Below are 22,766 nucleotides of genomic sequence, written 5' to 3' on the forward strand. Positions count from 1 at the left end.
GGGCTTTTTTATACGCCTGTCTTACTGACAGATGCCTATTTGCAAGCTTTAAGCTGCAGCTATAGGCGCTTCATGCTTGCTGGCTCTCCAATTAAGGCCAATGGCGATCACCATGACCACAACACCGGCCACCTCGGTCAGCAGGCTTGGGTAGAACACGCCAAAGATCGCGGCGCTGATCGCCAGGCGCGGCAGCCATGACATGCGGGTAAACAGATACCCTTCCAGCGCCGCCGCAAAGGCGCATAGCGCCAGAATAGCAATCACCGCGTTCCACACCACGACCAATACTGGCCCGCCGATAATAATTTCAGGGTTAAACACCATAAACAGCGGAATCAGATAAAGCCCTTTAGCGAATTTCCAGGCCTGAAAACCGGTCTCCATGGGTTTACTGCCCGCGATGGCCGCCCCGGCAAACCCTGCCAGGGCAATGGGCGGCGTCACGTTAGAGTCCTGGGAGTACCAGAACACCACCAGGTGTGCAATCAGTAGCGGCACGCCAAACTCAGAGGTCAGCGCGGGTCCAACTAGCACAATCAGCACGATATAGCTGGCGGTTACCGGAAGTCCCATCCCCAGTATCAGGCTCGCCAACAGCACCATGACCAGCGCCAGCACCAGGTTACCGCCCGAGAATGCCAGCATCATAGAGGAGAATTTGAGCCCCAGGCCCGTCAAACCCACAACGCCGACGATAATACCCGCCACTGCGCAGGCCATGGAAACCGCCACGGCATTACGGGCGCCCAGTTCAAGCCCTTCCACCAGTTTGGTTAACCCGGCCCAGATAACGCCCTTGGTCCGGCTAAGCGTCACCGGCTGGCCCTGCCCTGGGGCTACGAAAAAGTACCATAGCGCATAGCGTATGACGGCCACGGCTACCATGGTAATGACCGCGTAATAACCTACCCGCATGGGCGACAGGTTCATCACCAGAAGCCACACCAATACCGCCAGCGGTAGGAGGAAATGCCAGCCCTCTTTCATCACCTGGCGCATTTGCGGCAGCTCGCTTTTGGGCATGCCCTGCATACCCTGTTTAAGGGCAATAATGTGTACAAACAGGTAAACCGTCGCGAAGTACATAATCGCTGGCAGAATACTGATCTTGACGATATCCAGGTACGGCGTATTGGTATATTCGGCAATCAAAAAGGCGCCTGCGCCCATCAATGGCGGCATGATTTGCCCACCGGTTGAGGCGGCTGCCTCGATACCGCCCGCCTGCTTGGGCTTATAGCCCAGTTTTTTCATCAGCGGGATAGTAAAGGCGCCGGTCGTTACCACGTTGGCAATCGCGCTACCTGAGATAGACCCCATACCCGCCGAGGCAAGCACAGCGGCTTTGGCCGGCCCACCACGCTGACGGCCCGTCGCGGCGTAGGCCATATCGATAAAGAACTTGCCCGCCCCGGTACTTTCCAGAAAGGCGCCAAACAACACAAAGATAAAGATGTAGGTAGCCGCCACGCCCAGCGGCAGGCCGAAGATACCTTCCTGCCCCAGATAGAGCTGCCCGGCGACCCGGTCGAGCGTATAGCCACGGTGATTCAAGATGCCAGGCAGCCACTCGCCAAGCCAAGGCAGCTCACCGCGCGGACCGGCAAACGCATACACGATGGCTAACACACCGATAATCGTCATGCCAAAGCCCACCGCGCGACGGCTGGCCTCCAGTACCGTGACCGTAGCGATACAGGCGACCAGAATATCGGTCTCGCTCCAGAAACCAGCGCGATTAATAATCTCGTCTAAAAAGAACACCAAATAGCCGCCGGTAATCAACGCACCAGCAAAAAATATGAGATCAATTCCCCAGCCAATCACACCGCGTTTACGCTTGGGCCCAAACGCTGGGAACATTAAAAACGCCAGCAGCATGATTAGCGCAAGGTGAATACCGCGTTGATAAAATAGTCCCAACGGCTGAATGCCGGCGGAGTAGAGTTGGAACAGGGAAAGTCCTACCGCCACGATGGTGATAAGCCACAGCACCACGCGCGGTTGAATCGCATTACCGCCTGGCATTAATACCGGCGGTGGATTGGATTCGCTCATGAAGTCCTCGGAAAATGTTGTCTAGCTTGTTTGTACTGACCAGTGTTTTGGTTGCTTAAGCTCTAGCGGCTTAGTGTGTAGTGCTGCAGTTTTTATTATCTGAGGGTTTATTTACAGCATATTTATTAAGCTTTGCGTATTTAGCGCGGCGAACTGTTAGCCCGTGGCGCATTGCTTGTGAGCTGGATCGTTACCCGCTGGCCGGCTGCCTGCTCGCTTAAACTAATGGCTGGGTGTTCGCCGTCAGGCCACACCACCTGATGATTGACCGCTTTCGAGCCGACCCGGAGAACGTAGCGGTTATTGGCAACCGGCTCATCAATCGCGTTGATCCAATATCCACCGTGACCATCGGACACCTGTTCACCACGTCCAAATATATGTCCTAGCCCTGCGGCAAAATCTGGCTGGTGGGAGCGTTCTAACTGCATCACGCCTGCCACATTACGGTAGCAATCCAGCACCGTGAACTTCTCAACGGAATGATTCCATTGAATACACCAGCGTGCCCCGGCGGGCACCACTTCGTCCACTAACGCTTTACCCCGCTCAGTCACCACTGCTAACCGCGTAGACGCAGTCGCCGGAGCGGGGGAAGCCCCTGCTCCGGCGAACGGTAAGCATATGAACAAGAGCGCCATCAGTCGTCGTTGTTGCCACTGCATGGCGAAATGCCCTTTATTAGCTATTTGCAAAACAGCCGCTTAATAAAAGCAGCTGTATAGGCCATCCGTTAAGGACGAAGACGGTCCGGAATTTCGACATCCATTTCCTCAAAATAACGAATAGCGCCCGGGTGCAGCGGTACTGGCGTTGATTTCATAGTGAATTCAACCGTGGTGTCATTAGCGGCCGGGTGTACCGCAATCAGCTCATCGGTGTTTTCAAACAACAGCTGGGTCAATTGGTACGCAAGCTCCTCATCCATATCGGCGTTAACCACCAATACGTTGGGGATACCAATAGTCTGAACCGCTTCATCCATGCCGTCGTACATACCGGCGGCCAGTTCGTAAGGTGCGAAAACCGCTTCTTCTTCCTGAGCATTGGCGATTTCTTCATCCGACAAACCAATCAGGCGGATATCGCGCGTGGCTGCCAGGTTAAGAATCGAGCTAGTCGGCGGGCCAACGCTCCAGAAACCGGCATCGATATCGCCGTCGCGAATAGCATCGGCGGTTTCGTTGAAGTTAAGGCGCTGGGGGGTAAAGTCTTCGTAGCTAATACCGTTGGCTTCAAGCACTGCGCGGGCATTAAGTTCCGTACCGCTTCCCGGTGCACCAACAGATACACGTTTACCGGCGAGATCGGCAATCGACTCAATATCCGATTCGGCAAGGGTTACCAGCTGGACAGCATTGGGATATACCGAGGCCAGCGCACGGGTATTTTCAATCTGGCGGCCTTCAAAATCACCGGTACCGGTATACGCCTGATACACGGTGTCGGCCAGGGCCAAGGCAAGGTCGGCGTCGCCACGCATGATCAAACCCATATTTTCAACCGAGGCGCCGGTAACTTCAGCGGTCGCCTGGGCACCTTCGATACGGTTATTAATCATTTCCGCAAGGCCGCCACCGATGGGGTAATAAACGCCACCCGTACCGCCCGTTGCAATTGAAAGTTGTTGAGCACTGGCCGGTAAAGCGACGGCTAACATGGATGCTGCGGCTGCATATTTTAATGTTTTCATGCGTATTGCCTCCGTCCTGCTTGGACTTATAGGTATGGTTTGACGATAGGGAGGTATGAAGCTCCGCCCCTGTTCCATCAGAAGCGATAGAGTGACGTTAGCACGGCTCGTGCGTTGATGTTAATGGGACAATAGTGCGACGACCTGCTGAGTAATATGCGCACCAATGGGTAGCGCCGAGGTGGCCGCCGGTGAGGGTGCGTTGCCGACGTTCACCGTTCGGCGTGTATTCACGAATACAAAGTCATCCACAAGTTTTCCCGCTTTAGAAACCGCCTGTGCGCGAACGCCCGCCGGATAAGGCTTGAGATCCTCAATCGTTAATTGCGGGCAGTATTTGCGTACAAGCTCCAGGTAACCACGTTTGTAAAACGAGTTTTTCATTTCTCCAAGCCCTGGTTTCAGGTGTCTGCCCAACACTTTTAAAATTCCCGGGTGGGTGAACATCTGCCCCATATCGCGCAGCGACATATCCTGCTTGCGGTAACCTTCGCGCTTAAGTGCCAGCACGGCATTGGGGCCCACCGTTACGCTGCCATCGATCATACGGGTCAGGTGTACACCCAGAAAGGGCATGGCCGGGTCAGGAATGGGGTAAATCAGATGGTTGACGATGTGATTATGCTTCTCGGGCAACAGGTAGTATTCGCCTCGGAACGGGCAGATGGTAAAGCCAGGGTCCTGGCCCAGCATGCGAATCACTCGGTCGGCCATTAACCCGGCACAGGTCACCAGATAACGGCTTGAGAAGGTATCGTTAGTGGTGGTCACCACCACCTCAGTACGCCGCTCTTCCAGCCCCTTAACCTCAACGCCATACTGGATTTTACCCCCCAGGCGCTCGAACTCCGCCGCCATGGCACGGGTAACCTGGGCGTAGTTGACGATGCCGCTTGAAGGCACAAAAATCCCCGCCTCCCCGCGGATATTCGGCTCGCGCTCTTTGAGTGCTTCAGCGCTTAGCCACTCGCGCTCAAGCCCATTGGCCGCCGTGCGCTCCCAAAGCGCCTGCATACGCTGGGTTTCTAGCGCGTTGGTGGCCACCAAAAGCTTGCCACAGATGGAGTAATCCACTCCGTGCTGATCACAAAACTCGCGGGTAGCGCGGTTTCCTTCAAGACAGAACTTGGCCTTTAAGCTTCCCGGCGTGTAATACACCCCGGCATGAATGACGCCGCTGTTATGGCCGGTTTGATGCTGCGCGGGGCCACTCTCTTTTTCCAGCACAAGCAGGCGCTTGTCGGGGTACGTCTGCTGCAGCTGCATGGCGGTCGACATGCCCAGAATTCCCCCGCCAATAATGATGAAATCCCACATTAATAACGCTTCCTGTGCCAAATTGTTAAAATTTATTGATAATAGCCGTTATTCTTCTACTTTCACTTATTTGCTACAAGATCACCAGGGAGTCGCGTCGTTATGGAAACTGTTATGGCGATTGCCATGGTGATTGATAGGGAGGTTGCCATGGAGCCAGATGCGCCGCGTCAGAACTTAGCGATTAGCGCTTATAGCACGCTCAAGCACGATATTATCCGTGGCCGCTACGCGCCTAAAGAAAAGCTATTAATGAGCCGTCTGAAAGAGTGCTACGGAGTTAGCACAGGGCCGCTGCGCGAAGCCCTTTCCCAACTGGTCGCCGACCGGCTGGTGGTGGCGATTAGCCAGCGCGGTTACCGCGTAGCTCCGATGTCGCTTGCCGAACTCAACGATATTTACGACGCCCGCGCCCAGCTGGAAGGCCTGATTCTACGCCTTGCCATTGAGCGGGGTGACGACGACTGGGAAGCGTCGGTGCTGGCCACAGCCCACCGGCTTGCCAAAGTGACCGATATAAGCTCCCCCGATGAGCTGCTGGATGGCTGGGACCTGCGCCATAAAGCTTTTCATACCGCCATCGCGAGCGGCTGCAACTCCCCTCACCTGCTGCAGATGCGCAATACGCTGTTTGATCAAGTTGAGCGCTATCGCCACTTGTGGCTCCAGGAAACCGTCATGTCGCCGGCCGCGCTTGAGCAAAAGCGCCAGGAGCACGCCGCGCTGGTCGACGTAATTCTAGCGCGCGATGCCGAAAAGGCCGCGATTTTGATGCGCGACCACCTGATGACGCCTGTTCCCATTATCACCCGAGTACTTCAGAACCGGGGAATCAGCTAAATTCTGCATTTTAAAAAAATGTAGATATTTTTAAATAACGGCGATACATTGAGTTTAATTACACCGTTTTTAACTACGTAGTAGATCAATTTTTAACTACGTTAGATCAATAGATCGCCGTGGGCGCCTGGGTGTGTCTACGCGAAATGCTTTCCTCAAGAATTCTTCTTAAGAACTAGCCAGGAGCTTCGTAATGACACATTTCAACTGGGATGACCCGCTACTGTTGGAGCACCAGCTCACTGACGAAGAGCGCCAGATTCGCGACGCGGCCCATGACTACTGCCAGGAAAACCTTCAGCCCCGCGTATTGAGTGCCTTTCGTGAGGAGCGCTTTGATCGCGAGATCATGTCTGAGATGGGCGAGCTTGGCCTTTTGGGCGCTACCGTGGCGGAAGAGTACGGCGGTGCGGGCGTCAACCACGTGGCTTACGGCCTGATCGCCCGCGAAGTAGAGCGCGTTGATTCCGGCTACCGCTCGGCCATGAGCGTTCAGTCGTCGCTGGTTATGTACCCCATCGAGACGTACGGCTCTGAAGAACAGAAACAAAAGTACCTGCCCAAACTTGCCAGCGGCGAAATGGTCGGCTGCTTTGGCCTGACCGAGCCAGACCACGGCTCCGACCCCGGCAACATGATTACCCGCGCTGAAAAAGTCGACGGCGGCTACCGACTAACCGGCGCCAAGATGTGGATTACCAATAGCCCGATTGCCGATATCGCCGTGGTATGGGCCAAGTCTGCTGCCCACGACAACCAGATCAAAGGCTTTATCGTAGAGCGCGGCACAGAAGGTTTCTCCACCCCGAAAATTGAAGGCAAGGTGTCGCTACGCGCCTCGATTACCGGTGAAATCGTGCTGGATAGCGCGTTTGTGCCCGAAGAGAACCTGCTGCCTAATGTCAGCGGCTTGAAAGGCCCGTTTGGCTGCCTGAACAAAGCGCGCTACGGCATCGCTTGGGGCGTTATGGGCACGGCTGAATTCTGCTGGCACGCCGCCCGCCAGTACACGCTGGACCGCAAGCAGTTTGGCCGCCCGCTGGCCGCCAACCAGCTGATTCAGAAAAAGCTCGCCGATATGCAAACCGAGATCACCCTGGGCCTTCAGGCCGCCCTGCAGGTAGGCCGGTTGATGGATAGTGGCAACTGGACGCCGGAAATGGTCTCGCTGATCAAGCGCAACAACTGTGGCAAGGCGCTGGATATTGCGCGCATGTCGCGGGATATGCACGGCGGTAACGGCGTGTCCGATGAGTACGGCGTAATTCGACATATGGTGAACCTGGAGTCGGTGAATACCTACGAAGGTACCCACGATGTACACGCGCTGATCTTGGGCCGTGCACAGACCGGCATTCAGTCGTTCTACTAAGCCGTTTTATTTTATAGGCCAAAGGAATCACCATGAGCACTCCTTCCAAACCGCTGGCTGGCATCAAGGTACTCGATATATCACGCGTGCTGGCTGGCCCGTGGTGTGGCCAGATGCTCGCCGACATGGGCGCCGATGTGATCAAGGTCGAGCGCCCTGTCGCCGGTGATGATACGCGTCACTGGGGCCCACCCTGGCTTAACGGCACGGCGGAGTCGGCCTATTATCTGTGCGCCAACCGCGGTAAGCGTTCGGTCACCATTGATATGGCCAAGCCGGAAGGTCAGGTGCTTATCAGGCAGTTGGTAAGTCAGTCAGATGTGCTGCTTGAGAACTTTAAAGTCGGTGGGCTGAAGAAGTACGGACTGGATTACGCCAGTCTGAAAGAGCTGAACCCCAAGCTTGTCTACTGCTCAATCACCGGCTTTGGTCAGGAGAGCCCCTACGCCCACCGCGCTGGTTACGACTTCATGATTCAGGCCATGGGTGGCATCATGAGCCTGACCGGCAAGCCCGATAGCGAGCCCGGCGGTGGCCCGGTAAAAAGCGGCGTGGCGTTTACCGATATTTTCACCGGCCTGTATGCCACCAACGCCGTTTTGTCAGCGCTTTATCAGCGCCGTGACAGCGGTGTGGGTTGCCATATTGATATGGCGTTGATGGATGTTCAGGTAGGCGTGCTGGCCAACCAGGCGCTTAACTACCTAACCTCCGGCAACGTGCCGCAGCGCCTGGGCAATGCCCACCCCAACATTGTGCCCTACCAGGCGTTTGCCACTCGGGATGGCCACATCATTGTCGCGGTGGGTAATGACGAACAGTTCAGACGCTTTTGCGAAGTGCTTGCGTTAGGACAGTTGGCCGCTGATGAGCGGTTTGCCACCAACGGGGCGCGCGTCCATCACCGTGAAAGCCTGGTACCTATGCTTGAGGCAGCACTGGCTCAGCGCACTATCGATGAGTGGCTCGCGGCCTTTGAAGTGGTGGGTGTGCCTTGCGGCCCCATCAATACGCTTGACCGCGTGTTCGATGATCCGCATGTCAAAGCGCGCGGCTTGAAGCAGTCGCTACCGCACACTCAGGCAGGCCAGGTAGACCTTGTCGCCAACCCCATTCGCATTAACGGGCATTCGCTAAGCGCTACCACCGCGCCGCCGAGTTTGGGTGAGCATACCGAGCACGTATTAAACGATATAGGCATTACGCCAGCCCAACAGCAGGCACTGCGCGAGGCAGGCATTATTTGATCGAGCACTGACTATTACTAGATTTAACGTTTGAAGCGCTCTTAACGGGGCGCTTTTTATTGCCACCTAATCTTTATCCCATCAATAAAGCTAGGAAGTCCATCAGAAGCCACGCTTATCCGCTACACTATTCACTGTTTTACAACCATGTGTCCGTTTGTAAGCAATGGTTTGCAACAAAGGATTGGGCGGACACAGTAAGCTAGGAGGCTTTATGGGGAACTGTGCACGCATTAACGGCAGCTGCAAACGCTGTGAAGGTGAATTGCCCTTTGCGTTCACCATGGCATTTCAACCTATTGTTAATCTCTCGACTGCCCGAGTAGATGCCTATGAAGCCTTGGTACGCGGGCCCAATGGTGAATCCGCCTGTAGCATTATTTCCCAGGTAACGGACGATCTGCTCTACCAGTTTGATCAAGCCTGCCGCGTCAAAGCCATTGAAATGGCAAGCCACCTTGGCATGCAGACCAATCTGTCGATTAATTTTCTTCCCAACGCGGTTTACGAGCCAACCGCCTGCATTCAGGCAACGCTGGATATCTCGCGACAGGTAGGCTGGCCATCCAAGCGACTTATCTTTGAGATTACTGAAACCGAGCGCGTTATCGATCGTCAGCATTTGCGCAATATCATCGACGCCTATCGCTCAATGGGTTTCAAAACCGCGCTGGATGATTTTGGCAGTGGTTATGCCAACCTGGATATCTTGACCGACCTTACCCCCGATAAGTTAAAAATTGATCGCCAACTAGTCATGAACTGCGATCAAGACCTGCGTCGCCAAGCCATTTTGCAAGCAATTATTACCCTGGCCCAACAGTTGGGCATTGTCGTCATCGCTGAAGGTGTAGAAACCCACGCCGAGGCGCTTTGGCTGGCAAGCAACGGCATCATGCGCCAGCAGGGCTTTTATTATGCCAAACCAGTCGTTAACTCACTGGGGGATGACCTCTCCGTGCGTTTGAGTGCACTACGCGAAGAGGTGCGATTAGGCCGGGAACAAGGGGGTCTACATGCTTGATATAAATCTTGAGCAAGTCTATCAGCTGTTCACCCGCTCAAAACGCAATACTGAGAATATTATCCAAACCGCCCCGCTAGGCATTTGCGTTACCAGCCCTGATGGCTATTTTGAGATGGTTAACAGCGCTTATTGCCAATTTTATGGCTACACGGAAAGCGAGCTTATAGGCAAGCACTTCACCCAAATGGTCTCCCCTACCTATCGTGATAGATTAGCAGCACTACACGACGAATTTATCCAAGGCGACAGCAACCAGGAATTACGCCAGGAGTGGGAAGTGCTGAACAAAAAAGGTGAGGCACGCACCATCATCGCTGAAGCGGCGCGCATCGAAGGCGATGACGGCCTACCGCGCAAGGTAACCTTTATTGTCGATATTACGGAGCGCAAGCAGCTCGAAGAGCGTTTAAAGCTGGCCAACGAGCGTTTGGATCAACTCGCGCATCGCGATGAATTAACCGGCCTGTTCAACCGCCGTGCCGGGCTTAAGCGCCTGGAAGAAGAGCTTCAGCGCTGCCAGCGTTATGAAAGCACGTTGAGCATTGCTATTTTCGATCTGGATCGCTTTAAAACGATCAATGATACCTACGGCCACGGCATTGGTGACGACGTACTCAAGGAAGTCACCGCGCTGGTCAGTCAAACCCTGCGCACAACCGATATTCAGGTACGCCTGGGCGGTGAAGAATTTCTGGTGATCATGCCGCAGGTCGATATTAGAGCAGCGCAGCGGGCGATTGAACGGGTGTGTAATGCCGTTGCCAGCACGCCTTTTACTAAGCAGCAATTAATCGTCACTGTATCCGCCGGTATTGCGTGCTACGTTGATACCTCCAACCGCTGCCTATTGGATCGTGCAGATAACGCCATGTATCAAGCCAAGGAGGCCGGTGGAAACGGTGCCGTCACTGCCTAGTAAATCATCATACCTGGTGAATCAACATCGGCGCCCGCGATGCTAAATCGACTCTCCAGCCTGAGGAGTAACGTTATGAGCAATGCTGAGCTAAACAAACTGAAGCAAAAATACGTTGCCAACGGCGCAGCGAGCCCTGCCACAGCGTTTGCCGACCATGCCGAAAATGCCGAAGTGTGGGATGCCGACGGCAACCGGTTTATCGACTTTGCCGGCGGCATCGGTGTGCTGAATATCGGCCATCGCCATCCAAAAGTGGTTGCGGCGGTGAAAGCACAGCTCGATAAGGTAATGCATACCTGCCAAACGGTAATGCCCTATGAAGGCTACGTCAGGGTTGCAGAACGTCTTAGCCACCTAGTGCCCGTTCGCGGCCATGCCAAGGTCATGCTCGCTAACTCCGGCGCCGAAGCGTTGGAGAACGCGGTCAAGATAGCTCGCGCCGCCACCGGGCGCTCCAACGTTATCTGCTTTGATGGCGGCTACCACGGCCGCACCTTCTTCACCATGGCGATGAACGGCAAGGTCGCGCCGTATCAGACCGACTTTGGCCCCATGCCCGGCACCGTGTTTCGTGCGCCCTACCCGGTGGACTACCACGGCGTCAGTGAAGACGAGGCGATTCGCGGCCTGATGATGACGCTGAAAACCGACGCTGGCCCCGCAAATACGGCGGCTATCATTTTAGAGCCTGTGCTCGGTGAAGGCGGCTTTTATCCCGCACCGGCATCGTTTCTGGAAAAGATCCGCATCATCTGCGATGAACTCGGCATCCTGATGATTATCGACGAAGTACAGTCAGGGTTTGGGCGCACCGGCAAGATGTTCGCCATCGAGCACAGCGGCGTTGAGCCTGACATCATGACCATGGCAAAAAGCATGGCCGACGGCATGCCGATTTCAGCCGTAGTGGGCACTGACAAGATCATGGATGCCTCTGGCCCGAACTCGCTGGGCGGCACCTACACAGGCAGCCCTACCGCCTGTGCCGCAGCGCTTGCCGTCATGGATGTTTTTGAGGAAGAAAATATCCTGGAGAGAAGCCAGGCCCTGGGCGAGAAGCTCGCCAAGCGTTTCCACCAGTGGCAGGCACGTTACGACGCGGTGGATAACGTACGCCATATGGGCGCCATGGCCGCCTTTGAGCTGGTATCTGATAAACACGCCAAGACACCTAACGCCGAGCTTGCCGGTGCCTTATGTAAAAAAGCCCGCGAAGAGGGCTTAATCCTGCTTTCCTGCGGTATGTACGGCAATACCATTCGGTTCTTAATGCCCATCACCATCGACGATAGCGTACTCAACGAAGGACTCGATATCATCGAATCCTGCCTGGAGTCGCTGATTTAACACGCCCTGAATGCAGCCTGCATACAAGAACGCCGCCCGATGGGGCGGCGTTCTTGTATTTACCCGGCACTAACGGTTCAGCCGTTCATGTAGCGCGGCAGCCAAAGCACCAAGTCAGGCCATACGCTGATGATGATAGCCGCCAGGCACATCAGCAAAAAGAACGGCAGCGCCGCCCAAGCCACACGTCCGATGCTCTCTCCGGTCAGGCTCTGCAGCACGAAGAGGTTGAAGCCCACTGGCGGGGTAATCTGGCCAAGCTCGATCATGATGATCAGGAAAATGCCGAACCAGATCGGATCGAACCCTGCCAGCAGCACGATCGGTAGCGTAATGGGCAAGCTCATTACAGTGATCGAGATACCGTCCAGAAAGAGCCCCAGCACGATGTAGAACACCGCCAGTGCCAGCAGCAGCATGGTCGGGCTGAAGTTCTGCTCGGCGATCCAGCTGGCAAGCTCGCGCGGCAAGTGCAGATAGCCCATCGCCGTCGACAGCAGGGTTGCCGTAATCAACAGGCTACATACCATGATCGAGGTAATCAGCGTGCCCCGAAACGCCTCGGTCAGCATGGCCAAAGTGATTTGCCGCTCGATGCCCAACAGCACCAGCGTGGCTGCCACGCCCACCGCCGCCGCCTCGGAGGGCGTGGCGATACCGCTGTAGATCGAACCGATCACGATCGCGATCAATATGAGGATCGGCAACAGCAACAGAATCGACTGGCCGATGGATTGCCCGTGCGCTATCTGTTTAGGCGCAAGCGCCGGTGAAAGCGTGGCGCGTATGCCAATATAGCCGCTGTACAGCAGCGCAATTACAAGCCCCGGCACCACACCCGCCATGAACAGCCGGCTGATCGATACTTCCGCCTGAACCCCGTATACGATCATGACGATCGACGGTGGAATCAGCAGGCCCAGACTACCAGCACCGGCTAGCGAGCCAATCGACAGGTGCCGGTCGTAGCCGCGTTGCTTGAGCTCTTGCGTGGTTATCTTGCCAATAGTGGCGGTGGTGGCAGCACTTGAGCCGCTTACCGCAGCAAACAGCGTACAGCCCAGCACATTGGTATGCAGAATGCCGCCCGGCAGACGGCTGGTAATGGGCACCAGCCCCTTGAACAAGCGCTCCGAAAGATTCGAGCGAAAAATCAGCTCGCCCATCAAGATGAACAACGGGATCGCCGAAAGCTCCCAGCTGTTGCTGGCACGATACAAAATACGCGAGAAGATCAAACCGATACGGTCAGCGCTGAAGTCCCCGAAAATCCAGAGTGAGCCGATGGAAATTGCCAGCATCGAGGCAAATATCCACGTACCCATGGACAGGAAAAACACCAGCAGCAGCGCCACACCAACGGCCGTCCAGAAAATATCCATAGTCCGTTCCTGTTAGCCAGGCCTAGGCCGTGTTGGGTGAATACCGCGAGCGCAGTAAGATGATTTTTATTGATCTCACCAGCAGCGTGAAGGAAATTAGCCACATGCCGATAAGGATAGCGCCTTCGGGAAGCCAGATAGGCGTTTCGGCCAGCGTCTCACTCACCACGCCGCGCTGGTAGCTGCGCTGGACGTTTTGTAGCCAGAACGTGGAGAGCCATAAAAAGCAGCCGGCAGTGACCAGGCTGCTAAACAGCTCCAGCGGCCACCGCCTGGATGCGGGAATGCGCTCCATGAGCAGCGACACCCGAATCAAGCCGCCCTTTTCGAGCACGTAGGGAAGCCCCATAAACGCCATGGTGGCCACGGCGTAGCCGATATACTCATCCAAAATAAAGGTCGAGCGGCCAAACAACCGCATCACGATTTCGAGGATGATATGGCCAAACATGTAAATGATGAGCGCCACGGCAATCAAGGCGCCCACCCGATTAAGCAATTTCGAGGCTTTTTCTATGGGTTCGAAAAACCTCATTGCTGGCTCCGAAACTCATCCATGATCGTCTTGCCGGTGTCGCCAGTGCTTTCAAGCCAGTTATCGATCACGCTTTCCGAGGCATCAGAAAGCGCGTCGGTTAGGTCTTGGGCTACCGGGTCGCTCACTTCAACGTTGTTCTCCGCAAGCGTCTGGTAGTTCTCTGCGGTGCGCGTTTCAACAGCGGCCCAGTTGTGCTGGTCGGTCAGGCGAGCGGCTTCCAGTACTGCCTGCTGCTGCTCTTCGCTGAATGAATCGAACACGGCCTTGTTCATGTGCACCATGTTGAGCGGGATGGCATATTGAACGGCAGAGAAGTGGTTTTGATGCTCCCAGAAGCTGCCGTTGGCGCCGGCTTCGGCGGAGGTCAGCACGGCGCTAATACCGCCGGTGGCCAATTGCGGCACTACATCACCCCAAGAGAGACTCACCGGCGAGGCGCCGACGTTTCTAAAGGTTTCAGTGCCACTGCGGTCAAAAGTGCGAATCTTGAGATTTTTCAGATCATCGGCGCTGTCGATCGCGTCTTTCGACCAGATACCGCTGGGCGGCCAGGGCGAGGCGTAAAGCAGTACCTGATCACTATCTTCAAACACCGCTTCGTAATAAGGCTTGGCGATATCGTAAAGCTGGCGCGCATCCTCGATATCGTTGACCAAAAACGGCAAGGAGGAGAGCAAAAAGAGGGAGTCTACGCCACTCATGGTGCCTGAAAGCGTATCCGCGATATCGACAGCGCCATCCGCCACAGCGTAGAAGTGATCGCCGGAGTTAAACCCTAGCGCGCCACCGGTATGCAGGGTAATGCTGATGTCACCGTTGGTCAGTTCCTCTACCTTGTCGATAAAGTAGGCGTCGCCCTGAGCGTGGATTGAGCTTGCGTTGTATTCATTTGAAAAATCCAGGCTGAACGACTGGGCATGCGATTGGCCGCTAACAATCGCGAGCCCCAGCGCGGCGATGAGACTTTTACCGGCGATGAATCGATGATTTTGGAATTTTAGCGTTGTCATGACGTAGGTTCCCTGCCGATTTTTATTAAATGTAGCTTTCAATGTACCTTTATCGGCAAGCTATTTATTTTTACAAACGACTTAGGCGCTTCTGAACGCGACATCTAAATAGTCAAAAACTAAAGTATTATTTACTTTATACGGTAATTAAACACTATAGCGTCAGGGTCGAAACAACGATTTCCCGCATGAAAAAGAGCAGCGTAAGCATCAAATATGGCCATAACCACGTGGCATAAAAAAGCGCCGCTATTGGAGCGGCGCTTTAGATAAAACGATCATCCTCTGGCTGTGCTAGCGCGGTCGACGGTCTCCCTCAAGAAAGTTCGCCGTAAATACCGCTTTACCGTAAGTCTCAAAGGACCACTTCATTACCTCGCTCAGCGCATTCATCACGGCATCGAATTCGCCAAATATCTGGGTACTCATTCGGTTGGGATAAACCTCCAGGCCTGACGCCTCGAAGCGCTTTACCACATCCTTCACCAATGGCTTGAAATCGTGGGCCAGTGGGTAGTAGCTAAGCTGCACGGAAAGATACATAACGCCTCCTTACGCTGTGTGTGATGGCCTGCCGGATACGCTCGACAAGCGCTGCCAGGCGGCCAGAATGGCGGCGCGGGTTTCATCCGGATGCTCCATGGGGAACATATGCGTACCAGGCACCTCCTCGACCTTCAGGCCCTTGCGCCTTAAACGCTTGATGCGCGAAGCGGTCATCAGATGCGACTCCTGCCCCGCCACCAGCTCAAGCGGCACGCCTACCCGGCTTGGCAGCCGAGATAGGTGATCTGGCAAATGGCGGAAAATCTCCACCTCAACACGTGGGTCGAAGGTCAGCTCGGCGCTGCCATCCTCTAAAAGCCGGGTACCTGCTTCAATGTAGTCGTTAAGCGCGGCGGGGGTAAAGCGGCGAAAAAGCCCGCGCTGACTTAGCGATTTGGCCATGATCTCACGGCTTGGCCATACGCTGCGCCGCCCCTGCGTTTTACCTGCAGGCGTTATGCGGTCAATAAAACCAAAGCGCTTGGCGGCCTTCATGGCCCAGGCGTCTGGCCCCAGCATAAGCGGCGGGTCAAGCATGATCACCCCGCAAAAACGCTCAGGCTGTTTGTCGGCGGCCATAGCCATCAGCGTGCCGCCCAGCGAGTGGCCCACGCCCAAAAGCGGCGCCTCGGTCTTCGGCAGGTAACTTAATAGCTCATCCACCAGATTGGCCCAGTTGTGGTTTACCGGGTAGTCCGGATGATGGCCCAGCCGATCAAGGGGGTACACCTCAAAGGTATCCGCCAGGGGCGCCAGCAGGCTTTTATAGCTCAGGCCTGGAAACCCATTGGCATGGGCAAATACCAACTGAGGGAGTGAAGCGGTCGTTGTTGTCATAGTGCAGCTCTTGGGCCTGTGTTCTTTGAGCTTGGCTTTTTAACCTTCGCTTTTGGTCTTTGAACCGGCCCTTGCGAATGCCGGTAGCACTTTATCTATCATACGTCTGTTTTAACGCGCCCTTGAAAAGCCGTCAATCGACATAAGGTTTAACAGGCTAACGAATTGCACATCAAAACAACGAAAGCTGTTCAGCAGGTGCGGCCTCAGCCAAGCGGTAGCCGACACCCAGCAACCGCACCGGGCGCTCGCCGCGTGCCCAGCCGACGTTCAGCAGCGTTTCGAACTGCTCAAGATTGGGTGCCGGGTCTGCGTGTTCTACGGTGGTTTGGGTAAAATCGTTAAACTTCACTTTAACCATTAACCCTCTGACCCCAGGCGGTGGGTCAAGGCGCGCATAGCGACGTTCCAGATCCTCTAAAAGCAGAGGGAGCTCCTGGCGGCAGGCAGCAAGCGACGGCAAGTCCTTGGCGTAGGTCTGTTCGGTACTTACCGATTTACGCTCACGGTGGGTTTTTACCGGCCGTTCGTCGTAGCCAAAGCTTAGCTCATGCAGGCGTTTTCCAAAGCGGCCAAAGTGCTCCACCAGCTCGGTCAGCGGGCGGGTACGCAAATCGGCGCAGGTATGAATATCCAGCCGGGCCATTTTTTCGGCCGTGCGCGGGCCAACGCCATGAATCTTTTTGACCGGAAGCGCCTGTACAAAGCGCTCTACTTCGTCGGGGGTAATCACACACAGGCCATCGGGCTTGTTCCAGTCGCTGGCGATTTTGGCCAGAAACTTGTTGGGGGCAACGCCTGCCGACACCGTAATGCCCACTTCCTGGCTGACGCGTTCGCGAATCGCCTGAGCCATGCGCGTAGCGCTCCCCTGATGCAGAGTCACGTCCGACACATCTAGAAAGGCTTCATCCAGCGACAGCGGCTCGATTAAATCGGTGATCTCGCGATAAATCGCAAACACCTGACGCGCCACGACCTTGTACTTGGCCATATCGCCACGAATAAGGGTTAGATGCGGGCAGCGCTTAAGCGCCTGGGCCATGGGCATGGCGGAGTGAATGCCGTATTCGCGGGCAGGATAATTGCAGGTAGCGACCACCCCGCGCTGCTCGACGCTACCGCCAATGGCGATAGGGATGTCCTTGAGCGCAGGGTTATCGCGCATTTCAACCGCCGCATAAAAGCAGTCACAGTCGCAGTGGATAATTTTGCGCACTGGCCACCCTTCTCACCTGTAAAAAACCACAGTTTATCACAGGAGTTACTTATTCTTTCAGGTGACACTCATTAAGGTGGCGCTCACTCAGGTGCCGCAAAAAGTGCGCAATACCTGCTCGCTATCACTTGCTGGCGCCGCCAGGCGGCGAGCTTCGGTTGATTCGTCATAAGGCTTCGTTACCACCGAAAGCAGAGCATGGAACGGCGCGAAATCGCCCTTGTAAGCGGCATCAATCACTTCTTGTACGCGGTGGTTGCGCGGAATAATGATTGGGTTTGCCCGGCGCATGGCATCAAGCCTTGCGGTATCCGTTGCAGCCACCGCTTCCGCCTGCCATGTATCCAACCACTCGGCCAAGACCTCGGGCTGGCTCGTCAGCGCCAGCAATGCTTCGCGGCTTGCGTCACTTGGCGAGGCCGCGCAGTGGGTTAACGCATCAAACGTCGCGGTCATATCCATACGGCCCTGATACATATGGCTTTGCAGGGCTTCCATTAAGGCATCGGCTTGGGCGCTTTCCATCGCAAGGCCCAGCTTATCGGCACGCAAACGGCGCTGTTCGGCGCTAAACAGAGGCTCAAAGTGGCGGATAGCATCGGTCGCTTGTTCTACCAAAGCGTCGCCCTCTTCACGCATCAACGGCAGCAGGGTTTCGGCAAAGCGGGCCAGATTCCACTGGGCAATTGCCGGCTGGTTGGCAAACGCATAGCGGCGCCCCTGATCGATGGAGCTATACACTTTCTGCGGGTCAAACTGCTCCATAAACGCACACGGGCCGTAGTCGATGGTTTCACCCGCGATGCTGCAGTTATCCGTATTCATCACGCCGTGAATAAAACCCACGCTCATCCAGCGCGCAATCAGCACGGCCTGGCGGGCCACCACCGCTTCAAGCAGCGCCAGATAAGGATCTTCCGCGTTGGCAGCTTCTGGATAGTGGCGCGCAATCACATGGTCCGCCAATGCTTTTAGCGCTACCTCATCCTGGCGCGCGGCGGCAAACTGAAACGTCCCCACGCGCACATGGCTACTCGCAACCCGGGTAAATACGGCGCCGGGCTCGGACATCTGGCGCACCACCCGCTCGCCGCTGGCAACCGCCGCCAAAGCGCGGGTCGTCGGGATGCACACGGCGGCCATAAACTCGCTGACCAGGTATTCACGCAGCACAGGGCCTAGCGGAGAACGGCCGTCACCGCCGCGCGAGAAAGGCGTTCGCCCGCTGCCTTTAAGCTGGATATCCCGGCGCTTGCCCTGCTGATCAATCACCTCACCAAGCAACAGCGCACGGCCATCACCCAGCTGCGGCACGAAGTTGCCAAACTGATGGCCTGCGTAGCCCAACGCTTTGGGTTCGGCGCCGGGCATGGGCGTATTGCCGCTCAGCCACTGGGCCAGGGTGGCATCATCAGGCACGTCGCTAGCCCCCAGCTCTTTTGCAAGCGGGCGGTTAAACGCGATAAGGGAAGGCTCAGCCACGGGAGTCGGCTCGCTGGCGATCCAAAGTGGCGCGGGTAGCGTTGCGTAATGGTGTTCAAAGGGCAGCATGTTCGCCTCCACTTTCATTGAGTGTGATCTCCTAATACCCTAGCAGCTCCCTCAAGTAGACGGCGAGATAATGTCATCACTACCTGAATCTTCCCTGCTTCCTCTTACGCGTGATTTTTATCAGCGCGACACCGTGGCGGTGGCCACTGATTTACTCGGCTGCTGGCTGGTGCGTGAGGTGGACGGCGCCTTGATGGGCGCACGGATTGTTGAAACCGAAGCGTACTGCGGCGCGCACGACTCGGCATGCCACGCCCACCGTGGATTGACGACAAGAACCGCCGCCATGTTTGGCGCGCCCGGCCACGCGTATATCTATTTGGTGTACGGCATGCACTGGCTATTCAATATCGTGACAGAGCCCGAAGGCTCGCCCTGCGCCTTGTTGGTGCGCGCCGTTGAGCCAGTATTAAACGAGCAGGCCATGCGTGAACGGCGCCTCACCCCAGGCAAACAGTTGAGCAATGGGCCCGGCAAGCTAACGCGGGCGCTTGATGTGGATAAAGCGCTCTACGGGCACGATTTGACTCGCGCCGAGCGGCTCTGGATCTGTGCAGGCAGCCACGACATTCCGATTGCCAGCGGCCCTCGCGTGGGTATCGACTATGCCGAACCGCATGACCGCGATGCGCCCTGGCGGTTTTGGCTTGAGGGCAACCCCTGGGTATCCAAAGCACGTTGAGTAGAGGCTAGCTGCTCGACCGCATGGGTGAGTACGGGCGTTAATGGCGCACGCCATTGATGGGTAAGCAGCGCGTCCGCCCGGGTGACGCCCAGCGACAGCGAGGCAATCGGCAAGCCCATGGCATGCGCTTCACGACAGAAACGGTAGCCTGAAAACACCATTAACGAAGTGCCTACCGCAAGCACTGCCTGGGCATTTTTCAGGCCCGCCTCGGCCGCCAGCCGACGCTCTGGCGGTACGACATCGCCATAATAGACCACGTCAGGTTTAAGAATGCCGCCGCAGCGTGGGCAGTCCAATACCTGAAACGTGCTGAAATCGGTTTCAAGATCCGCATCGCCGTCCGGCGCATGTGTGGCATCAAGCGCGGCAAAAGCCGGGTTCATGCGCGCCATTTCGCTATGCATGGCGTGGCGCATCATCTGGTAATGACAGGTCATACATTTCACAAGATCTGCCCGGCCATGCAGATCAACCACCCGCCGGGAGCCTGCACGCTGATGAAGACGATCCACGTTCTGCGTCACTAGCAGCTCGATAAACCCCATCGCCTCAAGCGCCGCCAGCGCTTGGTGGGCACCACTTACCTGGGCTTCGCGTAGGGCTTTAAACCCGACCAGCGCGCGCGCCCAGTAGCGCTGACGTACGCTGGGCGATGCCATAAAATCACCGTGCTGAACAGGCGGTGGCCGTTTCCACTGCCCCGCTTCATCACGGTAATCGGGAATGCCGCTGTCGGTACTCACACCCGCACCGGTAATGACCCACAATTTTGGGTGCTGCTCGATAAAACGGGCCAGTTCATCACCCAGTTGGGCCACACTTTTTTGCATTTCCACGGCCTGCGTCAATGGTTCACTCTAGGCAAGTTTCTACTATCTCGACGATACTGTAGGACATTCAGGGCACATGCAACGGCTAATGCCATGCACGAAAGCGGTGCCCAACCAGCATTCAAGGAGCGCCTCATGCAGAGGGATCACGATATTATTATTGTTGGCGGCGGCATGGTAGGAGCGGCACTAGCTGCCCGGCTGGGTAATGCGGGCTACTCCATCGGGCTGATCGAGCGTGGCGACGCGCTTAAAGCACCCAGCGGTGACTATGACCTGCGCATCTCATCACTGAATGCGCGCTCGCTTGCACTTATCAAGCTCAGCGGCACCGAACTGCCTGAGGATCGCTGCTGCCCGTTTCGGCACATCGATGTCTCCAATCAGGACGGCACCGGCCATAGCGTGTTTTCCGCCGCCGATAGCGATATGGACGACTTCGGCCTGTTTATCGAAAACCGCACGCTGCAATACGCGCTTTGGGAGCGCCTGAAAGAACTCCCCAGCGTTACCTGCTATACCCACAGCGCCCCGGTTAATACACTGGCTTCAGGGGAGACGCGCAGCATAGAGCTCGAAAACGGCAAACTATTGAGTGCGCGGCTTGTAGTCGGCGCAGACGGTGCCCACTCGACCCTGCGCAAGCTGGCCGATATCGACGTTACCCAGCACGATTATCATCAGCGGGCCATGATCATCAACGTGGAAACCGAGCTTCCCCAGCAGGATGTGAGCTGGCAGGTGTTTACGCCCACTGGCCCGATTGCCATGCTGCCGCTGCCCGGCCATAGGGCATCACTGGTGTGGTATGACACGACCCACAACACCCAGGCCCGCGAACAGCTCGACGATGAGGCGCTCAAGGCAGCGATTGAGGCGGCTTTTCCGAAACGCCTGGGCAACCTTATCCGGGTCGTGGCACACGCAAGCTTTCCCATCAAGCGCCAGCACGCCCGGCGCTACATCGGTAAGCGGCTTGCCCTGATGGGCGACGCTGCGCACGTGGTGCACCCGCTGGCCGGCCAAGGCCTAAACATCGGCCTACACGACGCCGACACCTTGGCGGAAATCATCACTAAGGGTCGCGACCCGGGTGACTACCTCAACCTGCTCCGCTTCGAGTGCCAGCGCCGAGCAGCCAACCAGGCGATGATCGCCGCGACCGACAGCTTCCACCACCTGTTCACCGGCGCCAAACCGCTGCGCCAACTGGGCGATTTAAGCCTGCACTTGGCCGAGCGCTTCCCGTTTGCCAAACGCATGATGATGCAGCAGGCCAATGGGTTAAATCCGTTCAAGATGCGCTAGTAGCTGGTACAACCAGGTGTTTTAGCCGCGAATAAGCCAAGCCGCTGAGCTTGGCTTTGTTAAAACCGCTAGTTACCCCTTGATGCGCTCATTCAAGAACTCATGTATCACCGGGATCATCACATCGCCATGGGTTTCCAGTGCAAAGTGCCCCGTGTCGTAAAAGCGAATATCTGCCTCAGGAATATCCCGCTTCCAGGCTTCAGCCCCCGGCGGAAGAAAGAACGGATCGTGCTTGCCCCACACGGCGAGTAACGGCGGTTGATGCTCACGAAAATAGGCCTGAAATTCGGGATACTTCTCAACGTTGGTTGCATAGTCCAGCAACAGGTCGAGCTGAATATCGGCCATCCCCGGTTGAGAGATCTGCGCGCCTTCCAACGTATAGGCGTCGGGTGCCACAGCACTGGTATCGCTGACTCCTTCCAGGTACTGCCATTTGATAGACGCCGGCGTCGGAAAGTCGTTAAGGGCATCACGGTTCGCCTTTGAAGGATTTTCCCAATACGTTTTGATCGGCTCCCACCCTGTTGAAAGCCCCTCCTCATAAGCATTGCCGTTTTGCGAAATGATCGCAGTGATTTTTGCCGGATGAGCCACCGCCAAACGCCAGCCAACAGGCGCACCATAGTCGTGAACGGCAATGGCGTAGCGATCAAGCTTCAACTGATCAGTAAATTGATCAATCGTCTTCGTCAGGTTGGCAAAGGTGTATTCATACTGGCCGCGCGGCGGTGATCGAGTAAAGCCGAACGCTGGCAAATCCGGCGCCACGACGTGATATTCATCGGCAAGCGCCGCAATCACATCGCGCCACATATACGATGAGGCAGCAAACCCATGAAGCAGCAATACCGTCGGCGCCGCCGGATCCCCCGCTTCGCGATAAAAGACATCGACATCGCCCACTTTCTCGAAACGATAATGAACCTGCTGAGTTGTCGAGCCAGCGCCCTGCGCGGCATTGGCGCTCATTGCTTCCTGAGTATTGGCAGAGGACGTTTTGTTTTGCGTTGTCATGGATGACTCCTTAG

General features: G+C 56.1%; 21 protein-coding genes. 8 read left to right on the plus strand and 13 right to left on the minus strand.

All coding sequences use genetic code 11. The annotated features are described in order from the left end of the window. Positions 1 to 48: 48 nt before the first annotated feature. The 4 genes from ACT3R7_RS16255 to lhgO form a co-directional block, all read right to left on the minus strand. Positions 49 to 2,061, minus strand: coding sequence for a TRAP transporter permease (locus ACT3R7_RS16255; protein ID WP_192537417.1), 2,013 nt, complete (start codon positions 2,059 to 2,061; stop codon positions 49 to 51). 140 nt (positions 2,062 to 2,201) lie between these two features. After that, positions 2,202 to 2,726: a DUF1850 domain-containing protein gene (locus ACT3R7_RS16260; protein ID WP_496199302.1), complete on the minus strand. Its 525-nt coding sequence runs from the start codon at positions 2,724 to 2,726 to the stop codon at positions 2,202 to 2,204. A 68-nt stretch (positions 2,727 to 2,794) separates the two neighbouring features. Further along, positions 2,795 to 3,754, minus strand: coding sequence for a TAXI family TRAP transporter solute-binding subunit (locus tag ACT3R7_RS16265; protein WP_193090929.1), 960 nt, complete (start codon positions 3,752 to 3,754; stop codon positions 2,795 to 2,797). Positions 3,755 to 3,874: 120 nt separating this feature from the next. After that, positions 3,875 to 5,071: an L-2-hydroxyglutarate oxidase gene (lhgO, locus tag ACT3R7_RS16270; protein WP_192537420.1), complete on the minus strand. Its 1,197-nt coding sequence runs from the start codon at positions 5,069 to 5,071 to the stop codon at positions 3,875 to 3,877. A gap of 150 nt (positions 5,072 to 5,221) precedes the next feature. Between lhgO and csiR the strand changes: the two genes are divergently transcribed. The 6 genes from csiR (at position 5,222) to gabT (ending at position 11,823) form a co-directional block, all read left to right on the plus strand. Next, positions 5,222 to 5,911, plus strand: a complete 690-nt coding sequence (csiR, locus tag ACT3R7_RS16275) for a DNA-binding transcriptional regulator CsiR (RefSeq protein ID WP_192537432.1) — start codon at positions 5,222 to 5,224, stop codon at positions 5,909 to 5,911. Between the two features lie 193 nt (positions 5,912 to 6,104). Beyond that, complete coding sequence (locus ACT3R7_RS16280; protein WP_193090928.1) at positions 6,105 to 7,283, plus strand: acyl-CoA dehydrogenase; 1,179 nt, start codon at positions 6,105 to 6,107, stop codon at positions 7,281 to 7,283. Between the two features lie 32 nt (positions 7,284 to 7,315). Next, complete coding sequence (locus ACT3R7_RS16285) at positions 7,316 to 8,530, plus strand: CaiB/BaiF CoA transferase family protein (protein WP_496199303.1); 1,215 nt, start codon at positions 7,316 to 7,318, stop codon at positions 8,528 to 8,530. A 214-nt stretch (positions 8,531 to 8,744) separates the two neighbouring features. After that, a complete protein-coding gene (locus ACT3R7_RS16290; protein ID WP_193090926.1) occupies positions 8,745 to 9,554 on the plus strand; it encodes an EAL domain-containing protein in 810 nt (269 codons plus the stop codon). Next, positions 9,547 to 10,473, plus strand: coding sequence for a sensor domain-containing diguanylate cyclase (locus ACT3R7_RS16295; RefSeq protein ID WP_193090925.1), 927 nt, complete (start codon positions 9,547 to 9,549; stop codon positions 10,471 to 10,473). The genes ACT3R7_RS16290 and ACT3R7_RS16295 overlap by 8 nt, the downstream gene beginning before the upstream one ends. Positions 10,474 to 10,548: 75 nt before the next feature. Continuing rightward, a complete protein-coding gene (gene gabT / locus ACT3R7_RS16300) occupies positions 10,549 to 11,823 on the plus strand; it encodes a 4-aminobutyrate--2-oxoglutarate transaminase (RefSeq protein ID WP_193090924.1) in 1,275 nt (424 codons plus the stop codon). 77 nt (positions 11,824 to 11,900) lie between these two features. On the opposite strand, the gene ACT3R7_RS16305 is transcribed toward gabT, so the two are convergent. The 7 genes from ACT3R7_RS16305 to ACT3R7_RS16335 form a co-directional block, all read right to left on the minus strand. Beyond that, on the minus strand, positions 11,901 to 13,205 hold the full coding sequence (locus ACT3R7_RS16305; protein ID WP_193090923.1) for a TRAP transporter large permease: 1,305 nt from the start codon (positions 13,203 to 13,205) through the stop codon (positions 11,901 to 11,903). 22 nt (positions 13,206 to 13,227) lie between these two features. Continuing rightward, positions 13,228 to 13,740 carry a TRAP transporter small permease gene (locus ACT3R7_RS16310; protein ID WP_193090922.1) on the minus strand — a complete coding sequence of 171 codons (513 nt, stop codon included), beginning with the start codon at positions 13,738 to 13,740 and terminating at the stop codon, positions 13,228 to 13,230. Beyond that, positions 13,737 to 14,753, minus strand: a complete 1,017-nt coding sequence (locus tag ACT3R7_RS16315) for a TRAP transporter substrate-binding protein (protein ID WP_192537428.1) — start codon at positions 14,751 to 14,753, stop codon at positions 13,737 to 13,739. Before ACT3R7_RS16315 ends, ACT3R7_RS16310 begins: the two co-directional genes overlap by 4 nt. A 294-nt stretch (positions 14,754 to 15,047) precedes the next feature. Next, positions 15,048 to 15,296, minus strand: a complete 249-nt coding sequence (locus ACT3R7_RS16320) for a YkoF family thiamine/hydroxymethylpyrimidine-binding protein (protein ID WP_192539586.1) — start codon at positions 15,294 to 15,296, stop codon at positions 15,048 to 15,050. Positions 15,297 to 15,305: 9 nt separating this feature from the next. Beyond that, complete coding sequence (locus tag ACT3R7_RS16325) at positions 15,306 to 16,136, minus strand: alpha/beta fold hydrolase (protein ID WP_193090921.1); 831 nt, start codon at positions 16,134 to 16,136, stop codon at positions 15,306 to 15,308. Between the two features lie 172 nt (positions 16,137 to 16,308). Continuing rightward, the gene (dinB, locus tag ACT3R7_RS16330) at positions 16,309 to 17,355 is read right to left on the minus strand and encodes a DNA polymerase IV (RefSeq protein ID WP_193090920.1); all 1,047 of its coding nucleotides are present in this window, start codon (positions 17,353 to 17,355) and stop codon (positions 16,309 to 16,311) included. Between the two features lie 87 nt (positions 17,356 to 17,442). Then, on the minus strand, positions 17,443 to 18,906 hold the full coding sequence (locus ACT3R7_RS16335; RefSeq protein ID WP_193090919.1) for a protein adenylyltransferase SelO: 1,464 nt from the start codon (positions 18,904 to 18,906) through the stop codon (positions 17,443 to 17,445). Between the two features lie 70 nt (positions 18,907 to 18,976). Between ACT3R7_RS16335 and ACT3R7_RS16340 the strand changes: the two genes are divergently transcribed. Then, positions 18,977 to 19,588 (plus strand): DNA-3-methyladenine glycosylase, encoded by a 612-nt coding sequence (locus tag ACT3R7_RS16340; protein ID WP_193090918.1) that lies wholly within the window; start codon positions 18,977 to 18,979, stop codon positions 19,586 to 19,588. Here ACT3R7_RS16340 and ACT3R7_RS16345 read toward each other — a convergent pair. Then, positions 19,510 to 20,424, minus strand: coding sequence for an NAD-dependent protein deacetylase (locus ACT3R7_RS16345; protein WP_193090917.1), 915 nt, complete (start codon positions 20,422 to 20,424; stop codon positions 19,510 to 19,512). The two genes, ACT3R7_RS16340 and ACT3R7_RS16345, sit on opposite strands and share 79 nt — an antisense overlap. 135 nt (positions 20,425 to 20,559) lie before the next feature. Between ACT3R7_RS16345 and ACT3R7_RS16350 the strand changes: the two genes are divergently transcribed. After that, on the plus strand, positions 20,560 to 21,732 hold the full coding sequence (locus ACT3R7_RS16350; RefSeq protein ID WP_193090916.1) for a UbiH/UbiF/VisC/COQ6 family ubiquinone biosynthesis hydroxylase: 1,173 nt from the start codon (positions 20,560 to 20,562) through the stop codon (positions 21,730 to 21,732). Between the two features lie 72 nt (positions 21,733 to 21,804). Here ACT3R7_RS16350 and ACT3R7_RS16355 read toward each other — a convergent pair whose 3' ends face one another. Further along, positions 21,805 to 22,752, minus strand: a complete 948-nt coding sequence (locus ACT3R7_RS16355) for an alpha/beta fold hydrolase (protein WP_226940020.1) — start codon at positions 22,750 to 22,752, stop codon at positions 21,805 to 21,807. Positions 22,753 to 22,766: the final 14 nt, after the last annotated feature.

The organism is Halomonas sp. AOP43-A1-21 (assembly GCF_052376775.1).
GTDB classification, from domain to species: Bacteria; Pseudomonadota; Gammaproteobacteria; order Pseudomonadales; family Halomonadaceae; genus Vreelandella; species Vreelandella colorata.

Bases quoted from the DNA above. Each gene is read 5' to 3' on its own strand.
- ACT3R7_RS16340 (WP_193090918.1), top strand. From the start codon at position 18,977: ATGTCATCACTACCTGAATCTTCCCTGCTTCCTCTTACGCGTGATTTT.
- ACT3R7_RS16320 (WP_192539586.1), bottom strand. From the start codon at position 15,296: ATGTATCTTTCCGTGCAGCTTAGCTACTACCCACTGGCCCACGATTTC.
- ACT3R7_RS16295 (WP_193090925.1), top strand. From the start codon at position 9,547: ATGCTTGATATAAATCTTGAGCAAGTCTATCAGCTGTTCACCCGCTCA.
- ACT3R7_RS16285 (WP_496199303.1), top strand. From the start codon at position 7,316: ATGAGCACTCCTTCCAAACCGCTGGCTGGCATCAAGGTACTCGATATA.
- ACT3R7_RS16355 (WP_226940020.1), bottom strand. From the start codon at position 22,752: ATGACAACGCAAAACAAAACGTCCTCTGCCAATACTCAGGAAGCAATG.
- ACT3R7_RS16260 (WP_496199302.1), bottom strand. From the start codon at position 2,726: ATGCAGTGGCAACAACGACGACTGATGGCGCTCTTGTTCATATGCTTA.
- ACT3R7_RS16255 (WP_192537417.1), bottom strand. From the start codon at position 2,061: ATGAGCGAATCCAATCCACCGCCGGTATTAATGCCAGGCGGTAATGCG.
- ACT3R7_RS16310 (WP_193090922.1), bottom strand. From the start codon at position 13,740: ATGAGGTTTTTCGAACCCATAGAAAAAGCCTCGAAATTGCTTAATCGG.
- ACT3R7_RS16315 (WP_192537428.1), bottom strand. From the start codon at position 14,753: ATGACAACGCTAAAATTCCAAAATCATCGATTCATCGCCGGTAAAAGT.
- ACT3R7_RS16335 (WP_193090919.1), bottom strand. From the start codon at position 18,906: ATGCTGCCCTTTGAACACCATTACGCAACGCTACCCGCGCCACTTTGG.
- gabT (WP_193090924.1), top strand. From the start codon at position 10,549: ATGAGCAATGCTGAGCTAAACAAACTGAAGCAAAAATACGTTGCCAAC.
- ACT3R7_RS16350 (WP_193090916.1), top strand. From the start codon at position 20,560: ATGCAGAGGGATCACGATATTATTATTGTTGGCGGCGGCATGGTAGGA.
- ACT3R7_RS16265 (WP_193090929.1), bottom strand. From the start codon at position 3,754: ATGAAAACATTAAAATATGCAGCCGCAGCATCCATGTTAGCCGTCGCT.
- ACT3R7_RS16290 (WP_193090926.1), top strand. From the start codon at position 8,745: ATGGGGAACTGTGCACGCATTAACGGCAGCTGCAAACGCTGTGAAGGT.
- ACT3R7_RS16305 (WP_193090923.1), bottom strand. From the start codon at position 13,205: ATGGATATTTTCTGGACGGCCGTTGGTGTGGCGCTGCTGCTGGTGTTT.
- ACT3R7_RS16345 (WP_193090917.1), bottom strand. From the start codon at position 20,424: ATGCAAAAAAGTGTGGCCCAACTGGGTGATGAACTGGCCCGTTTTATC.
- ACT3R7_RS16280 (WP_193090928.1), top strand. From the start codon at position 6,105: ATGACACATTTCAACTGGGATGACCCGCTACTGTTGGAGCACCAGCTC.
- lhgO (WP_192537420.1), bottom strand. From the start codon at position 5,071: ATGTGGGATTTCATCATTATTGGCGGGGGAATTCTGGGCATGTCGACC.
- csiR (WP_192537432.1), top strand. From the start codon at position 5,222: ATGGAGCCAGATGCGCCGCGTCAGAACTTAGCGATTAGCGCTTATAGC.
- ACT3R7_RS16325 (WP_193090921.1), bottom strand. From the start codon at position 16,136: ATGACAACAACGACCGCTTCACTCCCTCAGTTGGTATTTGCCCATGCC.